This is a genomic window from Micromonospora craterilacus (assembly GCF_003236315.1).
In the GTDB taxonomy this organism is placed as follows: domain Bacteria; phylum Actinomycetota; class Actinomycetes; order Mycobacteriales; family Micromonosporaceae; genus Micromonospora; species Micromonospora craterilacus.
This window is the reverse complement of record NZ_POTY01000007.1, coordinates 37,037-55,826: the sequence shown is the minus strand read 5'-3', so window position 1 is coordinate 55,826 and position 18,790 is coordinate 37,037. Positions and strand designations below refer to the sequence as shown.

Genomic DNA, 18,790 nt, shown 5'->3' with positions numbered 1-18,790 from the left:
TTGCCGATGTGAGCGCGTCTGGAGCCGGTCGGAGCCCGTCGACCCCCGGTCGCGTTGTCGCCCCCCGATGCCGCCGGTCTTTCCCCATATGGTGGACGCTTCCAGGTTCCCTGTTTCGCGTCCCACGCGCGCTGGAGGATTCCGTGACCTTTGCTCGTCTTGTCGCTACCGTGGCCGCTCCGCTCGACCCCGGGTCGGCGGACGCCCCGCAGGTGCTGCACTGGCCCGGACGCAGGCTGCTGGTGCAGCGTGGGGACACCGAGCTGGCCGTCCGCGACCTGGACGGGGAGGGGACAGGGGTCCGCTTCCCCGCGCCCTGGCCACACCGGTACGGCTCGGTGGCGGTCTCTCCCACGGGTGATCTCGCCGTGTTCGCCGGCGTCCACGCGTTACGAGCCGTGGATTCGACCGGCGCCGTACGGTGGGAGATCCGGCACGGTTGCTGGTCCGCCGCCGTGTGCACCGAGGCCCATGCCTCGTTCTCCGAGTATGCCGACGACTACCACCACGCCCACGCGGACAGCGGCTCGGTGGCCTTCTCCTCGGACGGCAAGCTCCTGTGGGCCCACATCCGTAATCGGGCGGGGCGCGACGTCGAGGAGGAATGGCTGATCCTCGACCCCGCCGACGGCACGGTGCTGACCCGGGCCGAGACGATGACCGTGGGCTCGGGCTCCATCCATTTCCCCCATCCGAACCCGGCGTACATGGGACTGACTGTCCTCGCGGGCGAAGAGGACTCGCCCGTGCTGTGGGGACACTTCGATGGCGCGAAGCTCACCTTCCAGCGGTTCGACGAGGAGGTCCTCCTCGCCGTGAACCCGTCCGGGGAGCACTTCCTGACCACGGATCCCGGGCAGTGGTCCCTCTACCTGCACCGGGCCGAGGACGGCACGGAACTGCGGCGTCTGAACGCCGAGGAAGCCGTGCCGCCTCTCTCAAGCGAGGACAACGACCGCGTTTGCTGGGACTACGAGGCGGCGTTCCCGTACGACGACAACGCCGTGGTCGGCACCGAGTACCACGCGCAGGTCCCCCGCCACTGGCTTGTCGACCCACGCACGATGGCCCTACGCGGCCGGATCACCTACCCCATTCCTGTCTCGGGATCTCCCCGATCGGCAGGACAGGGCGCCTGGTACACGGTCTCCAAGGACCAGACCACCCTCCACCTGTGGCAGCTGGCCGACGAGGACTGACTCGACGCGGCGCGGCCCCCAGTGGGGACTGGCGGGCCTCGTCCGCGCGTGGGCGTTTGACCCACGGAGACGCTCGCGTTCATCGCTCGTCAGTGCCATCGGCGATGGATACCCGGGCGCCAAAATGCAAGATCAGGCGCACTGATCTGCCGCCGGTCGTGCGCGCCCGCCGGTTCGGCAGCCGTCGCCTGTCCGGCCAATGATGATCGCATGCTCGGCTGGTCGACATCCGTGAAGCCACTCAAAGCCGCAGGACGCTCCGGTGACCTTTGTGCGTGATCAGTCGTCGAACTCGAAGCCAGTGGCAGTCGCCAAATCAACAAGTTGCCGCACTCGGGTCTCCTCCGTCGCGACCTTGCGGAGCCGAGCCGCCAGGTCCTCTAGCGCAGCGCGGTCGTCGCTATAGGCGCAGAAGGCCCCGGCTTCGGGATCGGACGAGAATCGGCCTCCCAGGCTTGCTGCTTCAGAGGCAACGAGCAGCTCGGCGACGCCTTCCCAGAAGTAGCCGTTCGGCTCGTGACCGAGTTCGCGGATCACATCGTCAACGTCGGTGGTGCCGGCCTCGAGCCAAAGGCTGTACCCGCCCGACTCCGTTGTCTCGATCTCGATCGGGTCCACCGGTCGATCCTGGCACATCCGCCTCTGCCGCTGGTCGCGTGGTCGTAGCCGATGAGCGGATGCCCGACGGTGCCTTATGAGATGGACGATTCGTGGGCGGCAGGTCAGACGAGCAATGTGGCGTCATGGAACACCATCGGCGACCATTGCGGTGCGCCGTCGCGTCCGTGTTGTGGGTCGACGCCGATGAACCGGCTCATGCTGATCCGCGTGAACGTGTGGCGGGCGTCCCAGTCCACTGCCGCTCGCTGGCGGATCCGTTCGCCACACCGCCACGCTCTGCGACGGAAATCAACGATGGTGGAGTGTCCGTGCACCTGGCCGAAGGGCGGTGGTTCGGCGGAGTGCAACCACGAGTCGTACAGGTCGGGGCCTGCTTCGGCCCACAGCGGTCCGCGTTCGTGCCACAGGATGTCCTCGGGGCGGGTGTTGAGCAGGTCCGCAGTGGTGGCAGCGGTGACCGGTTCACCCAGCTTCCGCCAAGCATCGACAGTGAGACCGGCGTGGGTGATCAGGAATTCCTCTCCTTCCCCGGTGCGCATCGCGGCGGCGGCTCGCAGACGATCCCGCAGCCACCAGTTCTTTAGGAGCGCGGCATCTTCGCCGGACAGCCGCTGTGGCCAGAACTTCTCGGCACCCAGGTACTGCGACTCGTGATTACCGATGAGCTGGATCCACCGCCGCGAGTCCTCCAGTCGGTGCCGAACGAAGGCGAGCACGCCTGCGCTGTCCGGGCCACGATCGATCAGGTCGCCGACCTGAATCACCACGGCATCTGGATCCTCCAGCGCAGGCATCACGGCCTGGGACAGTTGATCGACACATCCGCCGACGTCACCAATGATCACGAGCTTCGCCATCTCGTCCTCCGCACGCCCGATGCTAGCCGCCGACGACGCGCTACCGGGACGCGCTCATCTAGCCGCCGATCGCGCGCGCTGGGGCCTCGGCACACCGGTCACGCTGCGTCGATCAGGCTCCGTGCGGTTCCCTTGCGGACATGCCGATGAGCGGATACTGGCCTCTCTGCCTGTATCGACGGGACCGGGGTGGCTAACCGAACCGGTCAGCGAGCTTCGTCAGCTTGGTGACGTACGCCGGCCAGTCGTAGTCGTGGGGGACGCCAGAGTTCTCCCGCCGCAAGCCGATCGCCCTGTCGTGCTGCTCGCGCATGATGTCGGCGTGACCGGCGTGACGGGCGAGGTCGGTGGTCACGTGGATGATGATCCTGTGCAGCGTCACGTCCCTTTCGCCTGGGCGCCACCACGGCACCTGCCCTGGCGCGTCAAGGGGTAGCTGTTCGATCGTCTGATCCGCGAACACCCCGACACGGCGATACAGGTTGATCAGCCCATTCTTCGTCTCGCCCTCCCGCGCGTACCAGTCTGCCTGCGGGTCCTCCTCGAACGCCTGCATGGGGACCAGTTCCTCAGGCATCGGGAACTCACGCCCGAAGGCAGGCCCGAAGTAGCCGGCTTCGACATTGAGGCAGTGCTTGAGGACTCCCAGCAGGTTGTTGCCGGTCGCGGTGCGGGGCAGTCTGGCCTCGCGTTCGCTCAGCCCGTCGAGCTTCCAGATCAGGTTATCGCGAGTCGCCTGGAGGTAGTGGTGCAGCGCAGCCTTCGGGTCGCCCAGATCAGCCATGCCTGCCAGTCTTCCTTATGCGCCCGAGCCATTTCTGCGAGGCGTTGCCTGCAAGATCACCGCCCGGCTGGACCGGCCGGTATACGCACATCTAGCCGCGAAGCGCTTGTCACGCTATGTAACAGCTCAGCTTCCTGCCGCTGCGGCCTGCGTGTGCCACATGCCGATGACCACACCGAACACGAAGAGCTGCAACGCTGTCGCGAGGCCCGGCAGTTCGATGGCGACGTCGCCGCGCCAGAAGCTGGTCTTGCGTACCGAGCCCACCCGTGTGTCGCCGAGGATTAGTTCCTCCTCGCCCCAGAAGGACTTACGCCGGAAATGGTAGGTCTGCCCGGCCGCCTCGACGGTCCACCGCTTGCGGCCTACCCGGTCGGCTGTGGCGACCATAGTCCCCGCGTCGTCGACCATCGTGTACTTGTTGCCCCAGGCGTTAGAGCGGACCTGAAAACGCTGCCCATCCAGCTCGAACTCGCCACCGCTCTTCCACACCGAGCGATCCCACACCGTGATCTCTCGGCCTCGGTCCGTCACGCTGTAACGGCTCCGCCAGACGCTGATCTTCCGAGCTTCCATGCGACCAGAGTAGACAAAACGGCTTCGAGGTGGCACGCGAAGAACATCGGGCAGAAGAACAGCAGCCACGCGGCATGCATAATCCCGGTCAGGGCCGGTGCACGCACCCGACGGCCCCTGGCGAGTCGGCCGATGAATGCGCTCATTTGCCGCAAACATGGCGGCTGGAGCGCGTCTTCTCCGATTGACTGTCACTTTCTGTGTTGTCGCTCGGGGTCTTCCTCGGTGGCGGGGTCCGGGCTGGCGTTGAGGCCGACAACGATCTGCTCCGGGAGCGGGTAGGCGTGCTCGAGGGGAAGCTGAGCTGCCGCTGCCTGTTCGTCACCGCGGCGCAGCAGGTCCCGGGCTCGCTGAACTGTGGGGGTGATGTCCTCGACGGCGACGATCCAGTCATCTACGTACCGGTCGACAGCCCCGGCGGACAAGCCGACCTGCAGCGACCGGTGGGGCAACGCGTGCATGCGCAGTGAACGCTCCGGGTCCCACTGCACTCGGACCGGTCTGGTCTTCAACTGCCGCGTCCAGGTCGTCTTGTCGCCATGCAGGTCCCGGTCGTAGTGACTCAGGCAGGCTCGCGCCAGCGCCCACTCGAACCCTTCCCGGGTGATGTCGATGGACAGCACTCGTTCTTGCCCCGGCTTGGTGGCCCAACCGCAGCGGTACATCATCCACAGGAAGGAGGGCTTGATCCACGTCATGCGATCCCGCTTGAAGGGGGCGACGAAACGGCCGGCTGACACCGCCGGCAACGCGATCTGCGGCGGGTACGCCTGGTACACGGTGATGGTGTCGGCCGAGTAGCGGGCACGGACCTGACGGACGGGAACGGACACACCCCGATCCTCACCGATAAGAGCCCGACCGTTCCACCCAGATTCCGCACTAACGCAAGCACCAAGCCGACCCGAACCCTGCTGGCGGCATTCGCATCTGCCGCGAAGCGCTCGTCACCGAACGTGACTCGGCGCCGGCCGCTGGCGTCCGGAGTAGCCGAGAACAGTGCGCCCTCCTCACGCCGGCTGATCTTCGGCTCGGGCGCGTAGGCGGCTTCGTAGCGCCGCCTCAATCTCACTCGGCAGCCGGAACCATCCGGCCGCTGTGAGCAGCCGGTGGCGTGGATTGTGCTGGTAGGAGCCAGCCACCAGCTCGACGGGCGGGTGGTCGCCGCGGGCCCACCCGGGAGGTATTCACCGAGAATCTGATCGCCGAGCACTACCGGACGGGCGTGCGGGTGGTGGACGGCGACCACGCCGCTGATGGTGCCGGTGTGGCCGGAGCCGCGTCTGGTCAGGCTGGCAAGGTAGCCCCGAGGATCGAGAAGAACGCTCCCTGTGGATCGGTGAGCACCGCGAACCGGCCCCGCGTCAGATCGGTCGGCGGCACGGACACCGCCCCCTCCAACCGTTGCGCCTCGTCGGCGACGGCGTCGGTGTCCGACACCGCGAAGTAGACCATCCAGTGCGACGGGAGGTCACCCCAGTCTTCGCCGATCATGGGCATCATCCCGGCGACCGGGCGGCCATCCAGCTGCCAGGTGGTGTAGGTGATTGGGCCCATCGGTTGGTCGTCCGCCGTCCAGCCGAACACCGACCCGTAGAACTCCTTCGCCCGGTCCCACTCCCGCGTGGTCAGCTCGGGCCAGGTCAGCGAGCCGGGCACGTCGAACACCTCGGCCCCCGGCATGCCGAGCGACTGCCATACCCCGAACGGCGCCCCGGCCGGATCGGCGAAGAGCGCCGTCCGCCGGGAGCCGGGGACGTCGAAAGGCTCGGTCAGGATCCGGCCGCCGGCGGCGGTCACTCGCTGGCAGGCCCTCTCGGCGTCGTCGGTCGCCAGGTAGGGCATCCAGGCAGGCGGCCGTTGCGGGCCGGCTCCCAGCCCGGCACCGGCCACCGGTTTGCCCTGCTGGTGGAATACGAGGTGACCGTCAGCCGGGGGTTGCCGGTCCGCCTCGGCGACGGCCCAGCCGAACAAGGGCGCGTAGAAGCGCGCCGCGCCGGGGAGGTCGGTGGTGACCAGGTCGACCCAGGCGGGTGCCCCCGGTGGAATATCTGTCATGGCTTCGTCTTCGCTTCCTCTGCTCGGGCAACTCTCGGCGGGATGGTGGCGAGCGTGATTCGCCCGGTCCAGCCGAACAGCTCCGGGTAGAAGCGCCGTGCGTCGGCGAGATCCGGGGTGGCCAGGTCGGCCCAGCAGGCCGTGCCCGGCGGGACGGTGCTCACGTCGGCCCCTCTCGACTGGGGGCGGCCACCGCCGGCACACCCTGCCGGCATCGTGGCACCGTTCGCGCGTCGTACGGGGCTGATCGGGCGAATCGTCAGCTGAACCGTCGGCCGGATCTGCCGCCTATAAGGCGCAGCGCCGGGTGGCCGCGTCGCTGGCTGCTGCCCCTGGCGTGGCGAGTTGGCGGGCGGTTGCGGGTGCAACGCCCGCCAGCGTGATCAAGCGAAGGGAAGCTCTTCGCCGCCGAGGTACTGCGGGGGTGGGCTGGTTAGTGGTTCTTCCGGACTGCTTGCCACGCTGCGCCGAGCAGCGAGAGTATGCGGTACAGCGCGTATAGCGCCCACACGGTGGCCAGAGGCACACAGATGAGGATGACCGCGCCGCCCAGGTAGTGGGTGCTCTCGAGCATCCAGCCGCCGGCCAGCAGGACGGAGCCCACGACGACGGCCCAGGCCAGGATGCGGCCGGCTTTGGTCAGCGAAATCCACAGGCGGGCGTTCTCGGCGCCGTCTGGCTCCGTCGGGTCGCCGACCTGCGACTGCACGGCGAGGCTGTCGATGTCCCGGGCGGCGGCCCGGTCGGTGGCATGTGGCGACTCGCGTAGCACTGCCGACAGGGCGCGCAGGTCGTCGTGGTGGCGAAGCCGTCCGGTCCGCGGATCGCCGAGTAGCGCCACGGCGTGCGGGAACCCGAGCAGCCACGCCTTGCCGTAGCCGCGTTTCGCCCCCGGTGGCAGCACCACGACTTTGCCGCCATGCATGTCGTCGCGGTCAGTGCGGTCGCCGATCACCCGAACGAGCTCCGTACCGGCGATCGCCACCTCGGCATCGACGAGGTCGATGGCATGGCTGAACAGCGTGACGAACTGGGCGTACGCGGCGACGACCGCGAACAGGCCCAGTACCGCGACCGCAGCGCCGAGCAGCTCGTGCAGCCGGGCCGTGACGCCGGTGAGCAGCAGCGCGGGGACAACGGCGAACAGGTACCAGCCGACGAAGAGCAGGAAGCGCCGCCGGTTCAGCCAGCGCTGCGTCCGCACGCCCTCCGCTCCAGGCGGGAAGGCGGGGAGAGCTCTTCCACCGTTCAGCCGTTGCCGGGCGTCCTCGCTCAGCAGCATCACGTTGAGGCGGTGGACCCGAACCTCAAGGCGGTCACCGGCCAGACCCGCCAGGTCGCTGACGAACTGCTTCTCCTCGATCTTCGGGTCGGCCAGGTCGAACAGCCGCACCGCCGGTCGCCCGTCCACGGTGGCCCGCAAGTCACTCGGAACGTCCAGGCTGACGCCCGAGTCTGGTACCAGGTAGAGCGCGGGAACCGTCCGGCGATGACCCCGCCCCTCAATCTCCCGGTTCTCGATCACCACCGCTGAGATCTCGGCCCACCGCAGATCACGTCGGTACCGGCCAATCCGCACCGTCCAGCCGTCCCGGTCGACATCAACCTGAAACCGCTGCAACCCGTACCAGAGAAAGCTGCCCACCATGAGCAGGACGATCAGCGAGATCACGCCGGTGCACAGCCGCCCGGACACCGAGGCCCGGACAGTGAACTGCAGGCTCACCAGATAACCGACGAATCCCACCAGCAACGCCGCGAAAACCACCGCGAACACGCGGAAGCTGACTGGACGGCGCAGATACACCCATACATCATCAACGAACCAGGCAACTCCACCACGGCCTCGTCCTCGGTGAACCGCACGGCCGCCCGGCGGCGAAAGCCGAAGTAGTCGACCTAACGTCCGAGGTGTTCACTCTCATGCCGCTTCCCGCACGCTGGCCAGTCGACGCCACTACCGATCACTCGTACTGCGGCACCGTGACGAAGCCCTCGGATGCGTTCCGCTACGACTGGCCCGTCGGGTTCGACCGTTCGACGACCGGGCTCTTGGCCGCCCGGTGATCCGTATCTGACGCCACTGTGGGCAGGGGGATCGGGGAGCGGGATGGGAGCAGACGGGTGCGCTGAACGGCAGTCAACTGCGTCCAACGGCGCTGAACAGCACTCAACGGCACCGGCGCCACCTGCGGCTTTGTGTTTCCGCAGGTCAGAGTCGGTGCCGCGTCCTGCTTCACACCGAAGAGGTCACTGGTTCGATCCCAGTATCGCCCACCACGAATAAGCAGCAGAGGCACCCTCGGAAGAGGGTGCCTCTCTTGCTGACTGCATCGACGGACATGGTCATGAGTCAGCTATGAGTCAGCGAAAGCGTCGCGGATGCGTCGATCTCGTCCGTCCGACCGGTGGGTGTAGAGGTTGAGCGTGGTCGACGGCTTTCGTGGTCCATCACGGCCTGGACGTCTGTCGGCAATGAGGACCAGGGGCGTGAGGGACAAGCCGCGGTGATTCAGGCAGGTGGTTTGGTCGCAGCGTCACTCGCGGCTGGGCGACCAGGCACCCCTCATCCACGGTCAGACGAGCTGGTCTCCTTCCATGACACCGTGGCCGCCTTCCATGCCAACCAGTGCAACGGTTGCCGCTCCACTTTTCGTGGGGCGGGAGGTAGTCGCCGAAAAGCGGCGAGACTAACGTCAAGCCGGCCGTACAGGATCTTTTTCCCTTTGCCGACCTCCACCGTCCTGCTCTGCCCTTGTCCGCAGGGCCGATGGCCTGCGGTTTTTCGGTCCTACCCCGTGTGCCGATCGCTGCGGGGCGTTGCTGTGATCGGTTGCTGAAGATTCTCTTCAGCGTGTGGTGCGGGTCGTGCGCCTCCCACAGCATCTCCAACACCGGCACCGGCGGTTCGTCATGGGGCGCATCCCGTCACAGGACCGACGGGTCGTACTCGCCCGACACCGTCTGAAGAGGTCTGAAGCTTCGCTTGGTTTCGCTGATCTGCTGGAACTGTGCCTCGCGCAGCGGGACATTCCACCCGAGGGGGGAGGGCGGGGCCTCAGTCGAACCGGCGGACCTGATCGCGGCGGTGGCCCCAGACGGTGAGTCCGGCGAAGATCGTGATCCACACTGCGAGCATCACCAGTGACAGCGGCCCGACGGACTCCCCGGTGAGCGCGACCAGCACCAGGTCGGTCGCGCCCCGGGTGGGTACGAAGGGTGCGATCTGCTCGATGATCTCCGGCGTTTCCGCCTTGTCGAAGAACATTCCGCCGGCCACCGCCAGCGGCAGGAAGCCGATGCTGTTGGCGATGGCGGCCGCCCGCATCGACATCAGGTAGCCCATCGCCAGCCCCAGCAGGGTGAAGGTCACCACCGTGATCAGCAGCGCCCCCGCCGCCAGCAGCACCCGTGACGGCGGCGCCGAGGCGGCGGTGAACAGTCCGGCCACCAGCAGGATCGGGATGATCGCCGCGGCGACGACCGTCAGCCCGACCAGCAGGTAGCCGAACATCTGCGGCGCGATCCCGCCGGGCAGGGTGCGCAGATAGTGCCCCCAGACCGATTCCCGTTGCGCCGCGATCGCGACGCTGAAGTGGCCGACGCAGGCCATGAGCACCCCGAACACCACCAGGGTTGCGGTGGCCGCGGTGATCGCCACCGCATCCTGCCCGATGAACGGTACGACGAAGAACACCATGACTCCGACCGGGACCAGCGCCACGGTCAGGAACATCGTGGGCGTCCGGATGGTGTCAGCGAGGTTCCGTCGGGTGTAGGTCATGGTCAAGGAGGACATGGAACGGCCCTTCGGGTCAGGTGGTCCGCCGGGCGCCGGTGATCGCCAGGAAGGCGTCCTCCAGCGATGCGGATTCGATCTCGATGTCGGTAAAGGAGGCCCCGGAGGTCACCAGTTCCCGGACCAGCGCGGTGGCGTCGTTGGTGAGCAGATGGGTGCGGTCGGCGTCTCGCTGGATCGAGGCGACCCCGCTTAGCGCGGGCAGCATCGGGTCGGTCAGTGTGACCCGTTTGAGCCGGACCTGGCTGCGGATCTCGGCGACACTGCCGTCGGCGATGATCCGGCCGTGGTCCATCACCACGACCCGGTCGGCCAGCGCCTCCACCTCCTCGATGTAGTGGCTGGTCAGCAGGACGGCTCCGCCGTCGGCGTGGAAGGAACGGATGCCGTCCCACAGCGCCCGCCGGGCGTCCACGTCGAGACCGGTGGTGGGCTCGTCCAGGAACACCAGCCGGGGCCGCCCGACGAAGGCCAGCGCGACCGCGACCCGCCGCTGTTGTCCGCCGGAAAGGCCGCCGGCCTGCCGGTCGGCCAGCGGGGTGAGGTCGAAGCGGTCAAGTAGTTCGGCCCGGTCCACCGGATCGGGGAAGTGCGCCGCGACGAAGTCCACCAGTTCGGCGACCCGCCAGGTCTCCGGAAGCCCGGTCTCCTGCGGCGTCACGCCGATCACGCTGCGCGTCGACTCGCTGCGCGGGTCGCCGCCGCACAGTTCGACACTGCCGGAACTGGGCCGCAGCAGGCCGGTCATGACGTTGATCAGTGTGGACTTTCCGGCACCGTTGGGGCCTAGCAATCCGAGGATCTGCCCGGCCGGGATATCCAGGGACACGCCGTCCAGCGCGGTCGTGTCGTTGTATCGGCGGGTGAGGTCGAGTGCGCGGGCGAGGAGGGTCATGAGGCGGCCTCCGGGACCTGTCGGTTCGGGTCGGACATGATCGACGGGATATCGGGGAAGGCAAAGGGGCCCGGCTCGCCGTGCGGCACGACCGGCCACGCCTGTCCGGTGCCGCCGCGTGCCAGCACCAGTTCGGCGACCTCGGCGACCCGTTCGGGCGAAAGGACCGCCACTCCCATGTCGCTGATGAACGGGATCGCCTCCCCCAGGATCGGGGTGTCGATGAAGGTGGGACACAGCGCGTTGACGGTGACGCCCCGGTCGGCCACGACCGGTGCGACCGAGCGGACCAGCCCGATCACGGCGTGCTTGGTGGCCGCGTAGAGCGGGTTCATCGGGCTCTCGCTCAACCCGGCCAGGCTGGCGGTGGCCAGGATCGCGCCGGAACCCTGTTCGGTGAATATCTCCAGTGCGGCGTGCAGCCCGTAGACCACCCCGTCGAGATTGACCGAGACCAGGTCGCGGTAGTGCTCGGGCCGGAAATCCTCGATGAAGCCGCCCTGTTCACCGATTCCGGCGTTCAGCACAGCGATGTCGAGGCTGCCGAAGAGCTTGGTCGCGGTTCGGACGGCGGCGATGTTGTCGGCCAGCCGGGCGACGTCGGTACGGACGAAGGCGCCGGCAATCTCCCGGGCGACCGTCTCCCCAACCGGATCGACGTCGGCGATGACGACGCGGGCGCCGCCAGACGCGAAGCGGCGGGCGATGGCCGCACCGATTCCGCTGGCTCCGCCGGTGACGAGTGCGACTTTGCCGTCGAGGGGGCTCATGTCTCCTCCGGGGTGGACGGGACCGGCCGGGTGGCGTGGGCGATAGCGGTGGTGATTTCCCGCAGGTAACGGTCGATGTCGAGGTCGGGATCGCGGGACAGCGCGGTGGGTACGGCGTCGATCACGCCGCGCACGATCCGGGCCATGACGGTGACGTCGAAGTCCCGGAATTCGCCGCATTCCTGCCCCGCCGCGAACAGTTGCTCCAGCGGCAACAACATTTGCCGGTCGAATGCGGCTGGGTCGGCGTCGGGCAGGTCAGCCAGGCCACCGCCGGTGAGAATCTCAACGAGCGCGATCATCCGGGCCGGGTGGGCGCGCATGTACTCCAGGTTGGAGCTGACGTAGGCGCGCAGCTGGCCTGCCGGCGTGGTCTCGGCGTCGATCATCGGTGTCATGAATGCTGCTGCATCGGTGTAGACGGTGGTGACGACCTGGGCGATCAGTTCGGACTTCCCCGCGAAGTGGTACGAGATCAGTCCGCGGCTGATCCCCGCACGGGTGCCGATCCTGCCCATCGACGCACGGTGGTAGCCGACCTCCGCGATGGTCTCAACGGCGGCGTTCACAATCTGGGCCCGCCGCGCCTCTTCGATGAAGGAGCGTGACTGGCCGTCGTGATCAGTATTTGGCACCATGGCCAAAAATTTAGCACCTCTGCCAATGGCTTGCCAGCTCGGCCAGATCAGGATGGCCGTGCGCCACGTCGGACCCGGCCGCCGCACGTTCGAGCTGACCGAGGCCGGCCTCAAGCGGCTGATCACCGATGGTGGCGAGGCAATCTGCGACATCGGCGTGCCTGCGCCGCTAGCACGAGGTGTTCGGGCCGGTCGCCTCGGACACCACCGCCTAGCGGGCCCTCGACGAGATCGACGCGACCCAGCTGCGGCGTATTCGCGGCGGCGCGCGCAAGGTCCGAGTCGTGAGTTGCTCGGATGTGGGGCAGCCACCTGATGGTGGTGGATCGAGGTGGCTGCCCGCCGCGGGCCACGGCGAGTGGCCATATCAGGCCGTGCGTCGCCCGTGACCAGCCCGCTCGACTCGGGCGGTCGCGGGCTGCTGCTGGCACAGTCGGTCTCCCTCGCCGTCAGGTGGTGACCGGCGGCACCAAGAAACCCATGGGCCTCGTTCCCCGCTGAACCGCAGCGGGGCCGGGCCCTTGACCGCCTGAGGTGAGGGCGCTTACGGGCGGCGGCAGCCGGCCCGCCGGTACTGTTCCTCCTCGGGTGCGAGCACCGCCGCGCCGGGCCGGCGACCTGTGCTGACCCGCCCGCGGCGAGGCCCCGACCGATCGCACCCGCCTGGATCACGGCGCTCCCGCCGGACCACCCCGAGCAGAGGAGGCCCCGTGCCGGAGGCCGAGCAGCTGCTCGCCGACGCCCTCGCGGCGGCGCGCGGCACCGACGTAAGGGCGGCCGAACGCGCCCTCGACCGGCTGGTGGTCAGCGACGGACTGGCGGTGGACGCGGCGCTGCTCGCCCGCCTGCTCCGGGGCGTCGGGCGGCTCTGGCCGCGGGGCTGGCAGCCGGTCGACCTGGACCGGATCGCGGCCCGGCGGCTGGCCACCGGGGGTGCGCGGATGCTCCGGGACGTGCTGGCCGCCCAGCGGCAGACGCAGCCGGGCCCGGTCCCGCAGTGGTTCGACGACCAGCTCGCCGAGTTGGCCCCGGGCTGGGACGGCGACGCGGGCTGGCTGGACCGCCGGGCCGGGGGCGACCGGATCACCGCGTTGCGGGACGCGGTCGACGCGCTCGGGCTGGTCGAGGGGCTGCCGCCGATCGCGGTGCTCCGCCCGCCGCCGGGCGGGCCGACCGCCGCCCCGCGCAGCACCGCGCCGGCCACCGGCTCGCGGATGCTGGACCGGGTACGCGCCCTGCTGGCCAAGGCCGAGTCGACCACCTTCCCCGCCGAGGCGGAGGCGCTCACCGGGAAGGCGCAGGAGCTGATGGCCCGGCACAGCATCGACGCCGCCCTGCTCGACGCGACCGCCGAGCGGCCGGATCGGCCCAGCGGCCTCCGGCTCGGCACCGACGCCCCGTACGCGGCGGCGAAGGCGCTGCTGATCCAGGAGGTGGCGGCGGCGAACCGGTGCGAGTCGGTCTGGTCCGACGACCTCGGCTTCGCCACCGTGCTCGGCTTCCCCGCCGACCTGGCGGCGGTCGAGCTGCTGCACACCTCGCTGCTGGTGCAGGCCACCGCGGCGATGCTGCGTGGCCGGGGCGAGCGCCGCGCGGGCCGCGGCCGGCGGACCAAGGGCTACGACGAGTCCTTCCTCAACGCGTACGCAGTGCGAATCGGGGAGCGGCTGCAGGCGGTGACCGCGGAGGCGGGCCGGGAAGCGGCCGGGGAGCGCGGCGGCGACCGGCTGCTCCCGGTGCTCGCCGCCCGCTCGGACGCCGTCCGGGAGCGCGTCGACCAGCTCTTTCCCGGTGTCACCCGGCACCGGCTCCAGGCGCGCGACGCCGAAGGCTGGACCTCGGGCACGTCGGCCGCCGACCGGGCCTCACTCGACGTCGGCACCCAGGCACGCCGGCCGGTACGCCGGGGTCGCTGACTTCTCTCGGATCGGGCGTCCCGGCTCCGACCCGTCCGCGAGAGGCGCCACCGACGGTGGCCCGTACCCAAGGCATGGACCGTGCAGTACCTGCTGCTGATCTGGAACCTCGGCTGAGTCCCGGCGTTTCATGATCCTGGATCATGTGCGCGGTGTGCGCTCTCCAGCGGATGCTAACCCGGGTCAACCGGTGCCAGCGTGGTTCACCGTGGCCGACCACCGGTCGCAAAGCGGGGTTCGTGTGCTCTGAGCTATGGCCCTGGGCTGGGAGAACAGGGCTTGCGGGTGAAGTGGGCGAACGTGGGCCACCCAGAACTCTGACAACGGCTTCGCGGCCCGCGCGGGCCTTCGAGGAACTCTTGGGCGCTTCCCTGTCAGCGCCGCGGTTATTCGGGGGTACGGGTTCGCCGGCTGTGGTGGTCCAACAGCCTGGACAGCAGCTCGGTCAGCCGCTGTCGCTCCTCGGGTGACAGCGGAGCCAGCAGTTCGTCCTGGGTTTCGGCCAGCCGCTTCTCCAGTCGCCGCAGCTGCCGCTTGCCCGCGGCGGTGAGCGAGATGATGTTGCACCGCCGATCGGCGGGGTCCGGGGCACGCTCGACCAGTTTGCGATCGGTGAGTTCGTTGATCGCCGCCACCATGTCGCTGAGGTGGATGCCGCTACGGCGGCCCAGCGCGGCCTGGCTGGCCGGGCCGAACTCCTCCAGCGTCGCCAGCAGGCGGTAGTGGTAGCCGCGGGCGCCGACGGACGAGAACCCTTCGGCCACCAGGCGTTGCGCATGGCTGGCGGTCTGGGTGAGCAGCCAGGTGGGCAGGCTTTCCCAGGTCGCGGGCGTCTTCTCGGGTGGGTTCTCCATGTGACAAGTCTAACGAACCGTTCGGAGCACCAATGATTGCGATATCGTTCGGACATCAAACGTTGGTTGCCCGAACGATTGGGTGTCGAATGAGCCCCTCTGGAGTCAAGACCATGATCAAGCCGTTCCGCATCGACATCCCCCAGGCCGACCTCGACGACCTGACCGACCGGCTCTCCCGCACCCGTTGGCCCAACGAGGTCGCAGACGCCGGATGGGACTACGGCTTCCCGCTGGCGCGGCTCAAGGATCTGGCCGAATACTGGCGCACCGGCTACGACTGGCGCGAGCACGAGGCCAAGCTCAACGAGCTTCCGCACTTCACCACCGAGATCGACGGCCAGAACATCCACTTCGTCCACGTCCGGTCCTCGAAACCGGACGCGCTCGCGCTCATCCTCACCCACGGCTGGCCCGGTTCGTTCGTGGAGTTCCTCGACGTGATCGAGCCGCTGTCGCGCGACTTCCACCTGGTGATTCCGTCCATCCCCGGCTTCGGGTTCTCCGGGCCGACCCACGAGCGCGGCTGGGACGCCGTCCGGGTCGCCCGGGCCTGGGCCGAGCTAATGCGCCGCCTCGGGTACGAGCGCTATGGCGCGCAGGGCGGCGACTTCGGCGCGGGCATCTCCATCGGGCTCGGCGCGGTCGCGCCCGAGCACGTTGTCGGGGTGCACGTCAACTACCTGCCGACCCGGCCGGACCCCGACGTCGAGGTGTCCGAAGCGGATGAGGCCCGACTGGACAAGGTCAGGCAGCTGATGGCGAACCGCCCGCCGTACCAGGCTCTGACGGCGCTCACCCCGCAGACCATCGGCTACGCGTTGACCGACTCGCCGGTCGGCCAGTTGGTCTGGATCGCCGAGCGTTTCGCACAGTGGACCGACCCCGCCACACCGGTCAGCGACGATCGGATGCTCACCGACATCTCGCTGTACTGGCTGACCGCGACCGCAGCCTCCTCAGGCCGGTTCCACCACGACACCCCCAGGGGGAGCCAGCAGCCCTGCCGGGTGCCGCTCGGCGTGGCGGTGTTCGCGCACGACATCACACTGTCGGTACGACCGCTGGCCGAGCGGCTGTACGACATCAGGCAGTGGTCGGAGTTCGAGCGCGGCGGCCACTTCGCCGCGATGGAGGTGCCGGACCTGCTCGCCGAGGACATCAGGGACTTCTTCCGTACCCACATCAAGTGACACGAACGTTAGCTAGTCGAACTTTCGACTCGCGCCTTGAATACCTTGACCATGATCGAGACCGGCCGGACCGCCAGCATCGTCCAGATACTGGTCTCTGCGCAACGGACTCAGGTGGCGCTTGCGGCGATCGCCGCGTACCTGCGGTCCGGGCGGTCCGGAAACTGCTGTTGCAGGCGCTGGAGTTCGGTGAAACCGGCCTTCGCCAGGCGGGCGGAGAACTCGTCCACCGGCCAGCGGTACGCCGTGAGGATCTTGTGGTCGAACTCGGCCACCTCGTCGTCGCTGTCGAAGAAGCCGATCACCAACCTCCCGGACGGGGTCAGCATCCGGCGGAACTCGGTGAGCACGTGGTCCAATTCCTGGGGCGGCAGGTGAATTGTCGAGTACCAGGAGAGGACGCCGGCCACCGAATGGTCGGGGACGTCCAGTTCGGTCATCGAGCCGAGCCGAAACGCCGGCCCGGGGAAGTTCGCTCGGGCGTGGTCGATGAACTCAGGGACCAGGTCGATGCCGGTCACGTCGACGCCGAGCGAATGCAGGTAGGCGGTCCAATGGCCGGGGCCGCAACCGAGATCGAGCACCGTGCCTTCCAGGGCGGCGAGGTGGCCCCCGACGAGGGCCGTGTCGTCCACGTGGGCCTGCCAGCCACCATCGAACAGAGCGATGTACTGCTCTGACATGGACGAATAGGCATCGCGTACCGGTTGATTGCTCACAGCGACACCCTAGATCCGGCGTTGCTCCTCGTGGTCTTCGACGGTTCCGCAGAGTCGTGGCCCTCCGCGCAGCGTCGACTCGGCACCGGCCATCGCGATCGTGTCGCCGGTCTCGCCCGCGGATCCGCCGGGCACCGGCACACGCGAAGAACGGCCGGGAACGGTACGGGCTGCACGCCGACACCGAGCACCGGTTCGCCTCATGTCTGGCAGACCGCCGAACGAGATACACCGGTGACGGCACGGGCGGCCCGGGCCTACCTAGATGTCGCGTTCTACCACCCGTACGACGACGGCAACGCACGTTTGTTCGGCCTGGTGTTCCAATTCGTGCTGCTGCGCGAGAGCGTCGAACTCGACGAGGTTGCGCCAATCCTCACGACGGTGCGCTGCGCCGACGACGCCGAGGGAGCAGCGGACCTGGCCCGGCTGGTCCACGGCATCGCCGGGGCCACCCATCGCCGCTGGCTGCGGACGAACAGGTAGGCGAAGACCGACGATGCCAGGCGGAATCTAGGGCAGGTCAAGCGCGCACTCTGCCGCTGAGAACGCGCGTGCCGCTCTCCGCCGTCGACGCACTGTGAGCGGCAGGGGTCGTGAGTGGCGAGCGGATCTGGTGGTGGCTCGGGTCCGGGGCTGCCCTGGGTCGGCGGCGGCCCACCGACCAGGGCCACCGGTCAGCGGCGGCCGGTGGCCAATGCGACGAGGTACTGTCCGCCGCCCGCTTCGACGCTTGCGGTCACCGGCAGTCCGGGCACCAGCCGGGAGAACCGATCGACCAGCCAGTCCGCCGCCTCCTGGGCGTCCTTCTTGCTCGGACAGCGGGCGACCAACTCGCGGCCACCCTTGCGTTCGAGCCGCTCGGCGACGGCGATCAGCGGCGCCGGCTCCACCACGTGCAGACGGTCCGGCCACGCGATGACCACCTTGACCGCGCCCTTGCGGGTGTTGCAGGCCCGATGCGCGAGCCGCTCCGCGACCTTGGCCTTCTTGTCGGCGGTGCGGCTGTCGACGCTGGGACCACGCGGGTCATTCACCGACATGTCGGCGTCGACCAACTCGTCGCACACCCAGCATCGCCAGCTGTCACGCCTCGCGACGTCATCGAGGAGACTCATCCGAGCAAACTAGCCTGTCAGCCCCCGGCGAACGACAGCCCCGGCCGCGACGAGCGCCGCCAGTCCGGTGAAGGGGGGTGCAGGAGATTCGCTCTCCGGCGCCACCCTTGATGCAGTTGCGGAAGGCGTGCGGTACTTAGGCGTGCTCGTCGCCGCCGAGCCGCAGGCGTTCACCGCACGCCGCGGCGTGGCAGCGGCCACCTTGACCGACCTACCAGACGGTCCCGTCAGCCAGCACCCCAAACTGACACCACCCAGGTCACCTCACGCCGACGAGGCAGCCCCCTGACACCGCTTGACTGGAGACCCTCAACTGGTCATCTCGACAATCGGTCTGCCCAAGATCGAGTGTACGGACATGCCGCCGTCCGAGCGTGATGGCCGCCCCGCCCGGTCGTTCGATTCGGTCAGCCTCACTGTGGGGCCGTCGAGGTAGCCGACGTCCGTGGAGCCCGACGCGACGTGGACGCGATAGCCCCAGTGCCGCAGGACCTGGGCGATCTTCGCGGCGCCGACTGGGTTGGCGGAGTGGACATTGATGACGCCGATGTCGAAGGGGTGCTTCTCGAAGGCGGCCTGTTCCAGGATCTCTACCATCGGCCAGATCGTGTCGTCCCCGCCCAAGTCGTGGTCCAGCCACAGCTCGTCCAGGTGCCCGTCCCGGTACCGATTGAGAAGCTCGACTCCGGCAGTGCTCGTCCGGGCCACCTCGGCGTTGCGGCCATCCAAGAACGAACGGAGGTCATCGACCAGAACGATCGTTCGGGGAGCATCCACGCGATGATCATGTCCC

20 protein-coding genes and 1 pseudogene are annotated in these 18,790 nt (G+C 68.5%); 4 read left to right on the top strand and 17 right to left on the bottom strand.

What is annotated here, in order from left to right:
• Nucleotides 1-143 precede the first annotated feature (143 nt).
• Nucleotides 144-1,199, top strand: a complete 1,056-nt coding sequence (locus C1I95_RS02745; protein ID WP_111212149.1) for a hypothetical protein — start codon at nt 144-146, stop codon at nt 1,197-1,199.
• A 279-nt stretch (nt 1,200-1,478) separates the two neighbouring features.
• Here the strand turns inward: C1I95_RS02745 and C1I95_RS02740 are convergent, their stop codons facing one another.
• The 12 genes and pseudogenes from C1I95_RS02740 to C1I95_RS02685 all read right to left on the bottom strand — a co-directional run bounded on the left by C1I95_RS02740 (nt 1,479) and on the right by C1I95_RS02685 (nt 12,350).
• Entirely contained in the window at nt 1,479-1,817 is a 339-nt protein-coding gene (locus C1I95_RS02740) for an Imm51 family immunity protein (protein WP_233513335.1), read from the bottom strand.
• Between the two features lie 104 nt (nt 1,818-1,921).
• The gene (locus C1I95_RS02735; RefSeq protein WP_111212147.1) at nt 1,922-2,677 is read right to left on the bottom strand and encodes a metallophosphoesterase; all 756 of its coding nucleotides are present in this window, start codon (nt 2,675-2,677) and stop codon (nt 1,922-1,924) included.
• A gap of 193 nt (nt 2,678-2,870) precedes the next feature.
• Nucleotides 2,871-3,461 carry a DinB family protein gene (locus tag C1I95_RS02730; RefSeq protein ID WP_111212146.1) on the bottom strand — a complete coding sequence of 197 codons (591 nt, stop codon included), beginning with the start codon at nt 3,459-3,461 and terminating at the stop codon, nt 2,871-2,873.
• 126 nt (nt 3,462-3,587) lie between these two features.
• Nucleotides 3,588-4,037, bottom strand: coding sequence for a hypothetical protein (locus C1I95_RS02725; protein ID WP_233513334.1), 450 nt, complete (start codon nt 4,035-4,037; stop codon nt 3,588-3,590).
• A 191-nt stretch (nt 4,038-4,228) separates the two neighbouring features.
• The gene (locus C1I95_RS02720; RefSeq protein WP_111212145.1) at nt 4,229-4,870 is read right to left on the bottom strand and encodes a DUF4291 domain-containing protein; all 642 of its coding nucleotides are present in this window, start codon (nt 4,868-4,870) and stop codon (nt 4,229-4,231) included.
• Between the two features lie 454 nt (nt 4,871-5,324).
• Nucleotides 5,325-6,095 carry a VOC family protein gene (locus C1I95_RS02715; RefSeq protein ID WP_111212144.1) on the bottom strand — a complete coding sequence of 257 codons (771 nt, stop codon included), beginning with the start codon at nt 6,093-6,095 and terminating at the stop codon, nt 5,325-5,327.
• Between the two features lie 51 nt (nt 6,096-6,146).
• Nucleotides 6,147-6,259: pseudogene (locus C1I95_RS02710) on the bottom strand (VOC family protein); the annotation flags it as partial.
• A 269-nt stretch (nt 6,260-6,528) separates the two neighbouring features.
• Nucleotides 6,529-7,902: a hypothetical protein gene (locus C1I95_RS02705; RefSeq protein ID WP_146605620.1), complete on the bottom strand. Its 1,374-nt coding sequence runs from the start codon at nt 7,900-7,902 to the stop codon at nt 6,529-6,531.
• Between the two features lie 1,251 nt (nt 7,903-9,153).
• The gene (locus tag C1I95_RS02700) at nt 9,154-9,894 is read right to left on the bottom strand and encodes an ABC transporter permease (RefSeq protein WP_111212142.1); all 741 of its coding nucleotides are present in this window, start codon (nt 9,892-9,894) and stop codon (nt 9,154-9,156) included.
• A gap of 16 nt (nt 9,895-9,910) precedes the next feature.
• On the bottom strand, nt 9,911-10,789 hold the full coding sequence (locus C1I95_RS02695) for an ABC transporter ATP-binding protein (protein ID WP_111212141.1): 879 nt from the start codon (nt 10,787-10,789) through the stop codon (nt 9,911-9,913).
• Nucleotides 10,786-11,559 carry an SDR family NAD(P)-dependent oxidoreductase gene (locus tag C1I95_RS02690; RefSeq protein ID WP_111212140.1) on the bottom strand — a complete coding sequence of 258 codons (774 nt, stop codon included), beginning with the start codon at nt 11,557-11,559 and terminating at the stop codon, nt 10,786-10,788. Before C1I95_RS02690 ends, C1I95_RS02695 begins: the two co-directional genes overlap by 4 nt.
• On the bottom strand, nt 11,556-12,350 hold the full coding sequence (locus C1I95_RS02685) for a TetR/AcrR family transcriptional regulator (RefSeq protein WP_199523578.1): 795 nt from the start codon (nt 12,348-12,350) through the stop codon (nt 11,556-11,558). Before C1I95_RS02685 ends, C1I95_RS02690 begins: the two co-directional genes overlap by 4 nt.
• A 557-nt stretch (nt 12,351-12,907) precedes the next feature.
• On the opposite strand from C1I95_RS02685, the gene C1I95_RS02680 reads away from it, so the two are divergent.
• A complete protein-coding gene (locus C1I95_RS02680; protein ID WP_111212138.1) occupies nt 12,908-14,113 on the top strand; it encodes a DUF2786 domain-containing protein in 1,206 nt (401 codons plus the stop codon).
• 386 nt (nt 14,114-14,499) lie between these two features.
• Here the strand turns inward: C1I95_RS02680 and C1I95_RS02675 are convergent, their stop codons facing one another.
• A complete protein-coding gene (locus C1I95_RS02675) occupies nt 14,500-14,967 on the bottom strand; it encodes a MarR family winged helix-turn-helix transcriptional regulator (RefSeq protein ID WP_111212137.1) in 468 nt (155 codons plus the stop codon).
• 113 nt (nt 14,968-15,080) lie between these two features.
• On the opposite strand from C1I95_RS02675, the gene C1I95_RS02670 reads away from it, so the two are divergent.
• Nucleotides 15,081-16,160 carry an epoxide hydrolase family protein gene (locus C1I95_RS02670; protein WP_111212136.1) on the top strand — a complete coding sequence of 360 codons (1,080 nt, stop codon included), beginning with the start codon at nt 15,081-15,083 and terminating at the stop codon, nt 16,158-16,160.
• Between the two features lie 110 nt (nt 16,161-16,270).
• On the opposite strand, the gene C1I95_RS02665 is transcribed toward C1I95_RS02670, so the two are convergent.
• Together C1I95_RS02665 and C1I95_RS36875 are read right to left on the bottom strand one after the other, a co-directional pair.
• Nucleotides 16,271-16,879 carry a class I SAM-dependent methyltransferase gene (locus C1I95_RS02665; RefSeq protein WP_199523577.1) on the bottom strand — a complete coding sequence of 203 codons (609 nt, stop codon included), beginning with the start codon at nt 16,877-16,879 and terminating at the stop codon, nt 16,271-16,273.
• Nucleotides 16,880-16,888: 9 nt separating this feature from the next.
• Complete coding sequence (locus tag C1I95_RS36875; protein WP_267900686.1) at nt 16,889-17,014, bottom strand: hypothetical protein; 126 nt, start codon at nt 17,012-17,014, stop codon at nt 16,889-16,891.
• Nucleotides 17,015-17,113: 99 nt separating this feature from the next.
• Here C1I95_RS36875 and C1I95_RS02660 point away from each other — a divergent pair, with 99 nt between their 5' ends.
• A complete protein-coding gene (locus C1I95_RS02660) occupies nt 17,114-17,365 on the top strand; it encodes a hypothetical protein (protein WP_199523576.1) in 252 nt (83 codons plus the stop codon).
• 191 nt (nt 17,366-17,556) lie between these two features.
• On the opposite strand, the gene C1I95_RS02655 is transcribed toward C1I95_RS02660, so the two are convergent.
• On the bottom strand, nt 17,557-17,997 hold the full coding sequence (locus tag C1I95_RS02655) for a hypothetical protein (protein ID WP_111212134.1): 441 nt from the start codon (nt 17,995-17,997) through the stop codon (nt 17,557-17,559).
• 309 nt (nt 17,998-18,306) lie between these two features.
• Nucleotides 18,307-18,774 (bottom strand): cyclic-phosphate processing receiver domain-containing protein, encoded by a 468-nt coding sequence (locus tag C1I95_RS02650; protein ID WP_438941274.1) that lies wholly within the window; start codon nt 18,772-18,774, stop codon nt 18,307-18,309.
• Nucleotides 18,775-18,790 lie beyond the last annotated feature (16 nt).

Coding starts and splice junctions, on each gene's coding strand:
- C1I95_RS02735 (WP_111212147.1), bottom strand. CDS start 2,677: ATGGCGAAGCTCGTGATCATTGGTGACGTCGGCGGATGTGTCGATCAA.
- C1I95_RS02730 (WP_111212146.1), bottom strand. CDS start 3,461: ATGGCTGATCTGGGCGACCCGAAGGCTGCGCTGCACCACTACCTCCAG.
- C1I95_RS02725 (WP_233513334.1), bottom strand. CDS start 4,037: ATGGAAGCTCGGAAGATCAGCGTCTGGCGGAGCCGTTACAGCGTGACG.
- C1I95_RS02715 (WP_111212144.1), bottom strand. CDS start 6,095: ATGACAGATATTCCACCGGGGGCACCCGCCTGGGTCGACCTGGTCACC.
- C1I95_RS02700 (WP_111212142.1), bottom strand. CDS start 9,894: ATGTCCTCCTTGACCATGACCTACACCCGACGGAACCTCGCTGACACC.
- C1I95_RS02695 (WP_111212141.1), bottom strand. CDS start 10,789: ATGACCCTCCTCGCCCGCGCACTCGACCTCACCCGCCGATACAACGAC.
- C1I95_RS02690 (WP_111212140.1), bottom strand. CDS start 11,559: ATGAGCCCCCTCGACGGCAAAGTCGCACTCGTCACCGGCGGAGCCAGC.
- C1I95_RS02685 (WP_199523578.1), bottom strand. CDS start 12,350: ATGTCGCAGATTGCCTCGCCACCATCGGTGATCAGCCGCTTGAGGCCG.
- C1I95_RS02675 (WP_111212137.1), bottom strand. CDS start 14,967: ATGGAGAACCCACCCGAGAAGACGCCCGCGACCTGGGAAAGCCTGCCC.
- C1I95_RS02670 (WP_111212136.1), top strand. CDS start 15,081: ATGATCAAGCCGTTCCGCATCGACATCCCCCAGGCCGACCTCGACGAC.
- C1I95_RS02655 (WP_111212134.1), bottom strand. CDS start 17,997: ATGAGTCTCCTCGATGACGTCGCGAGGCGTGACAGCTGGCGATGCTGG.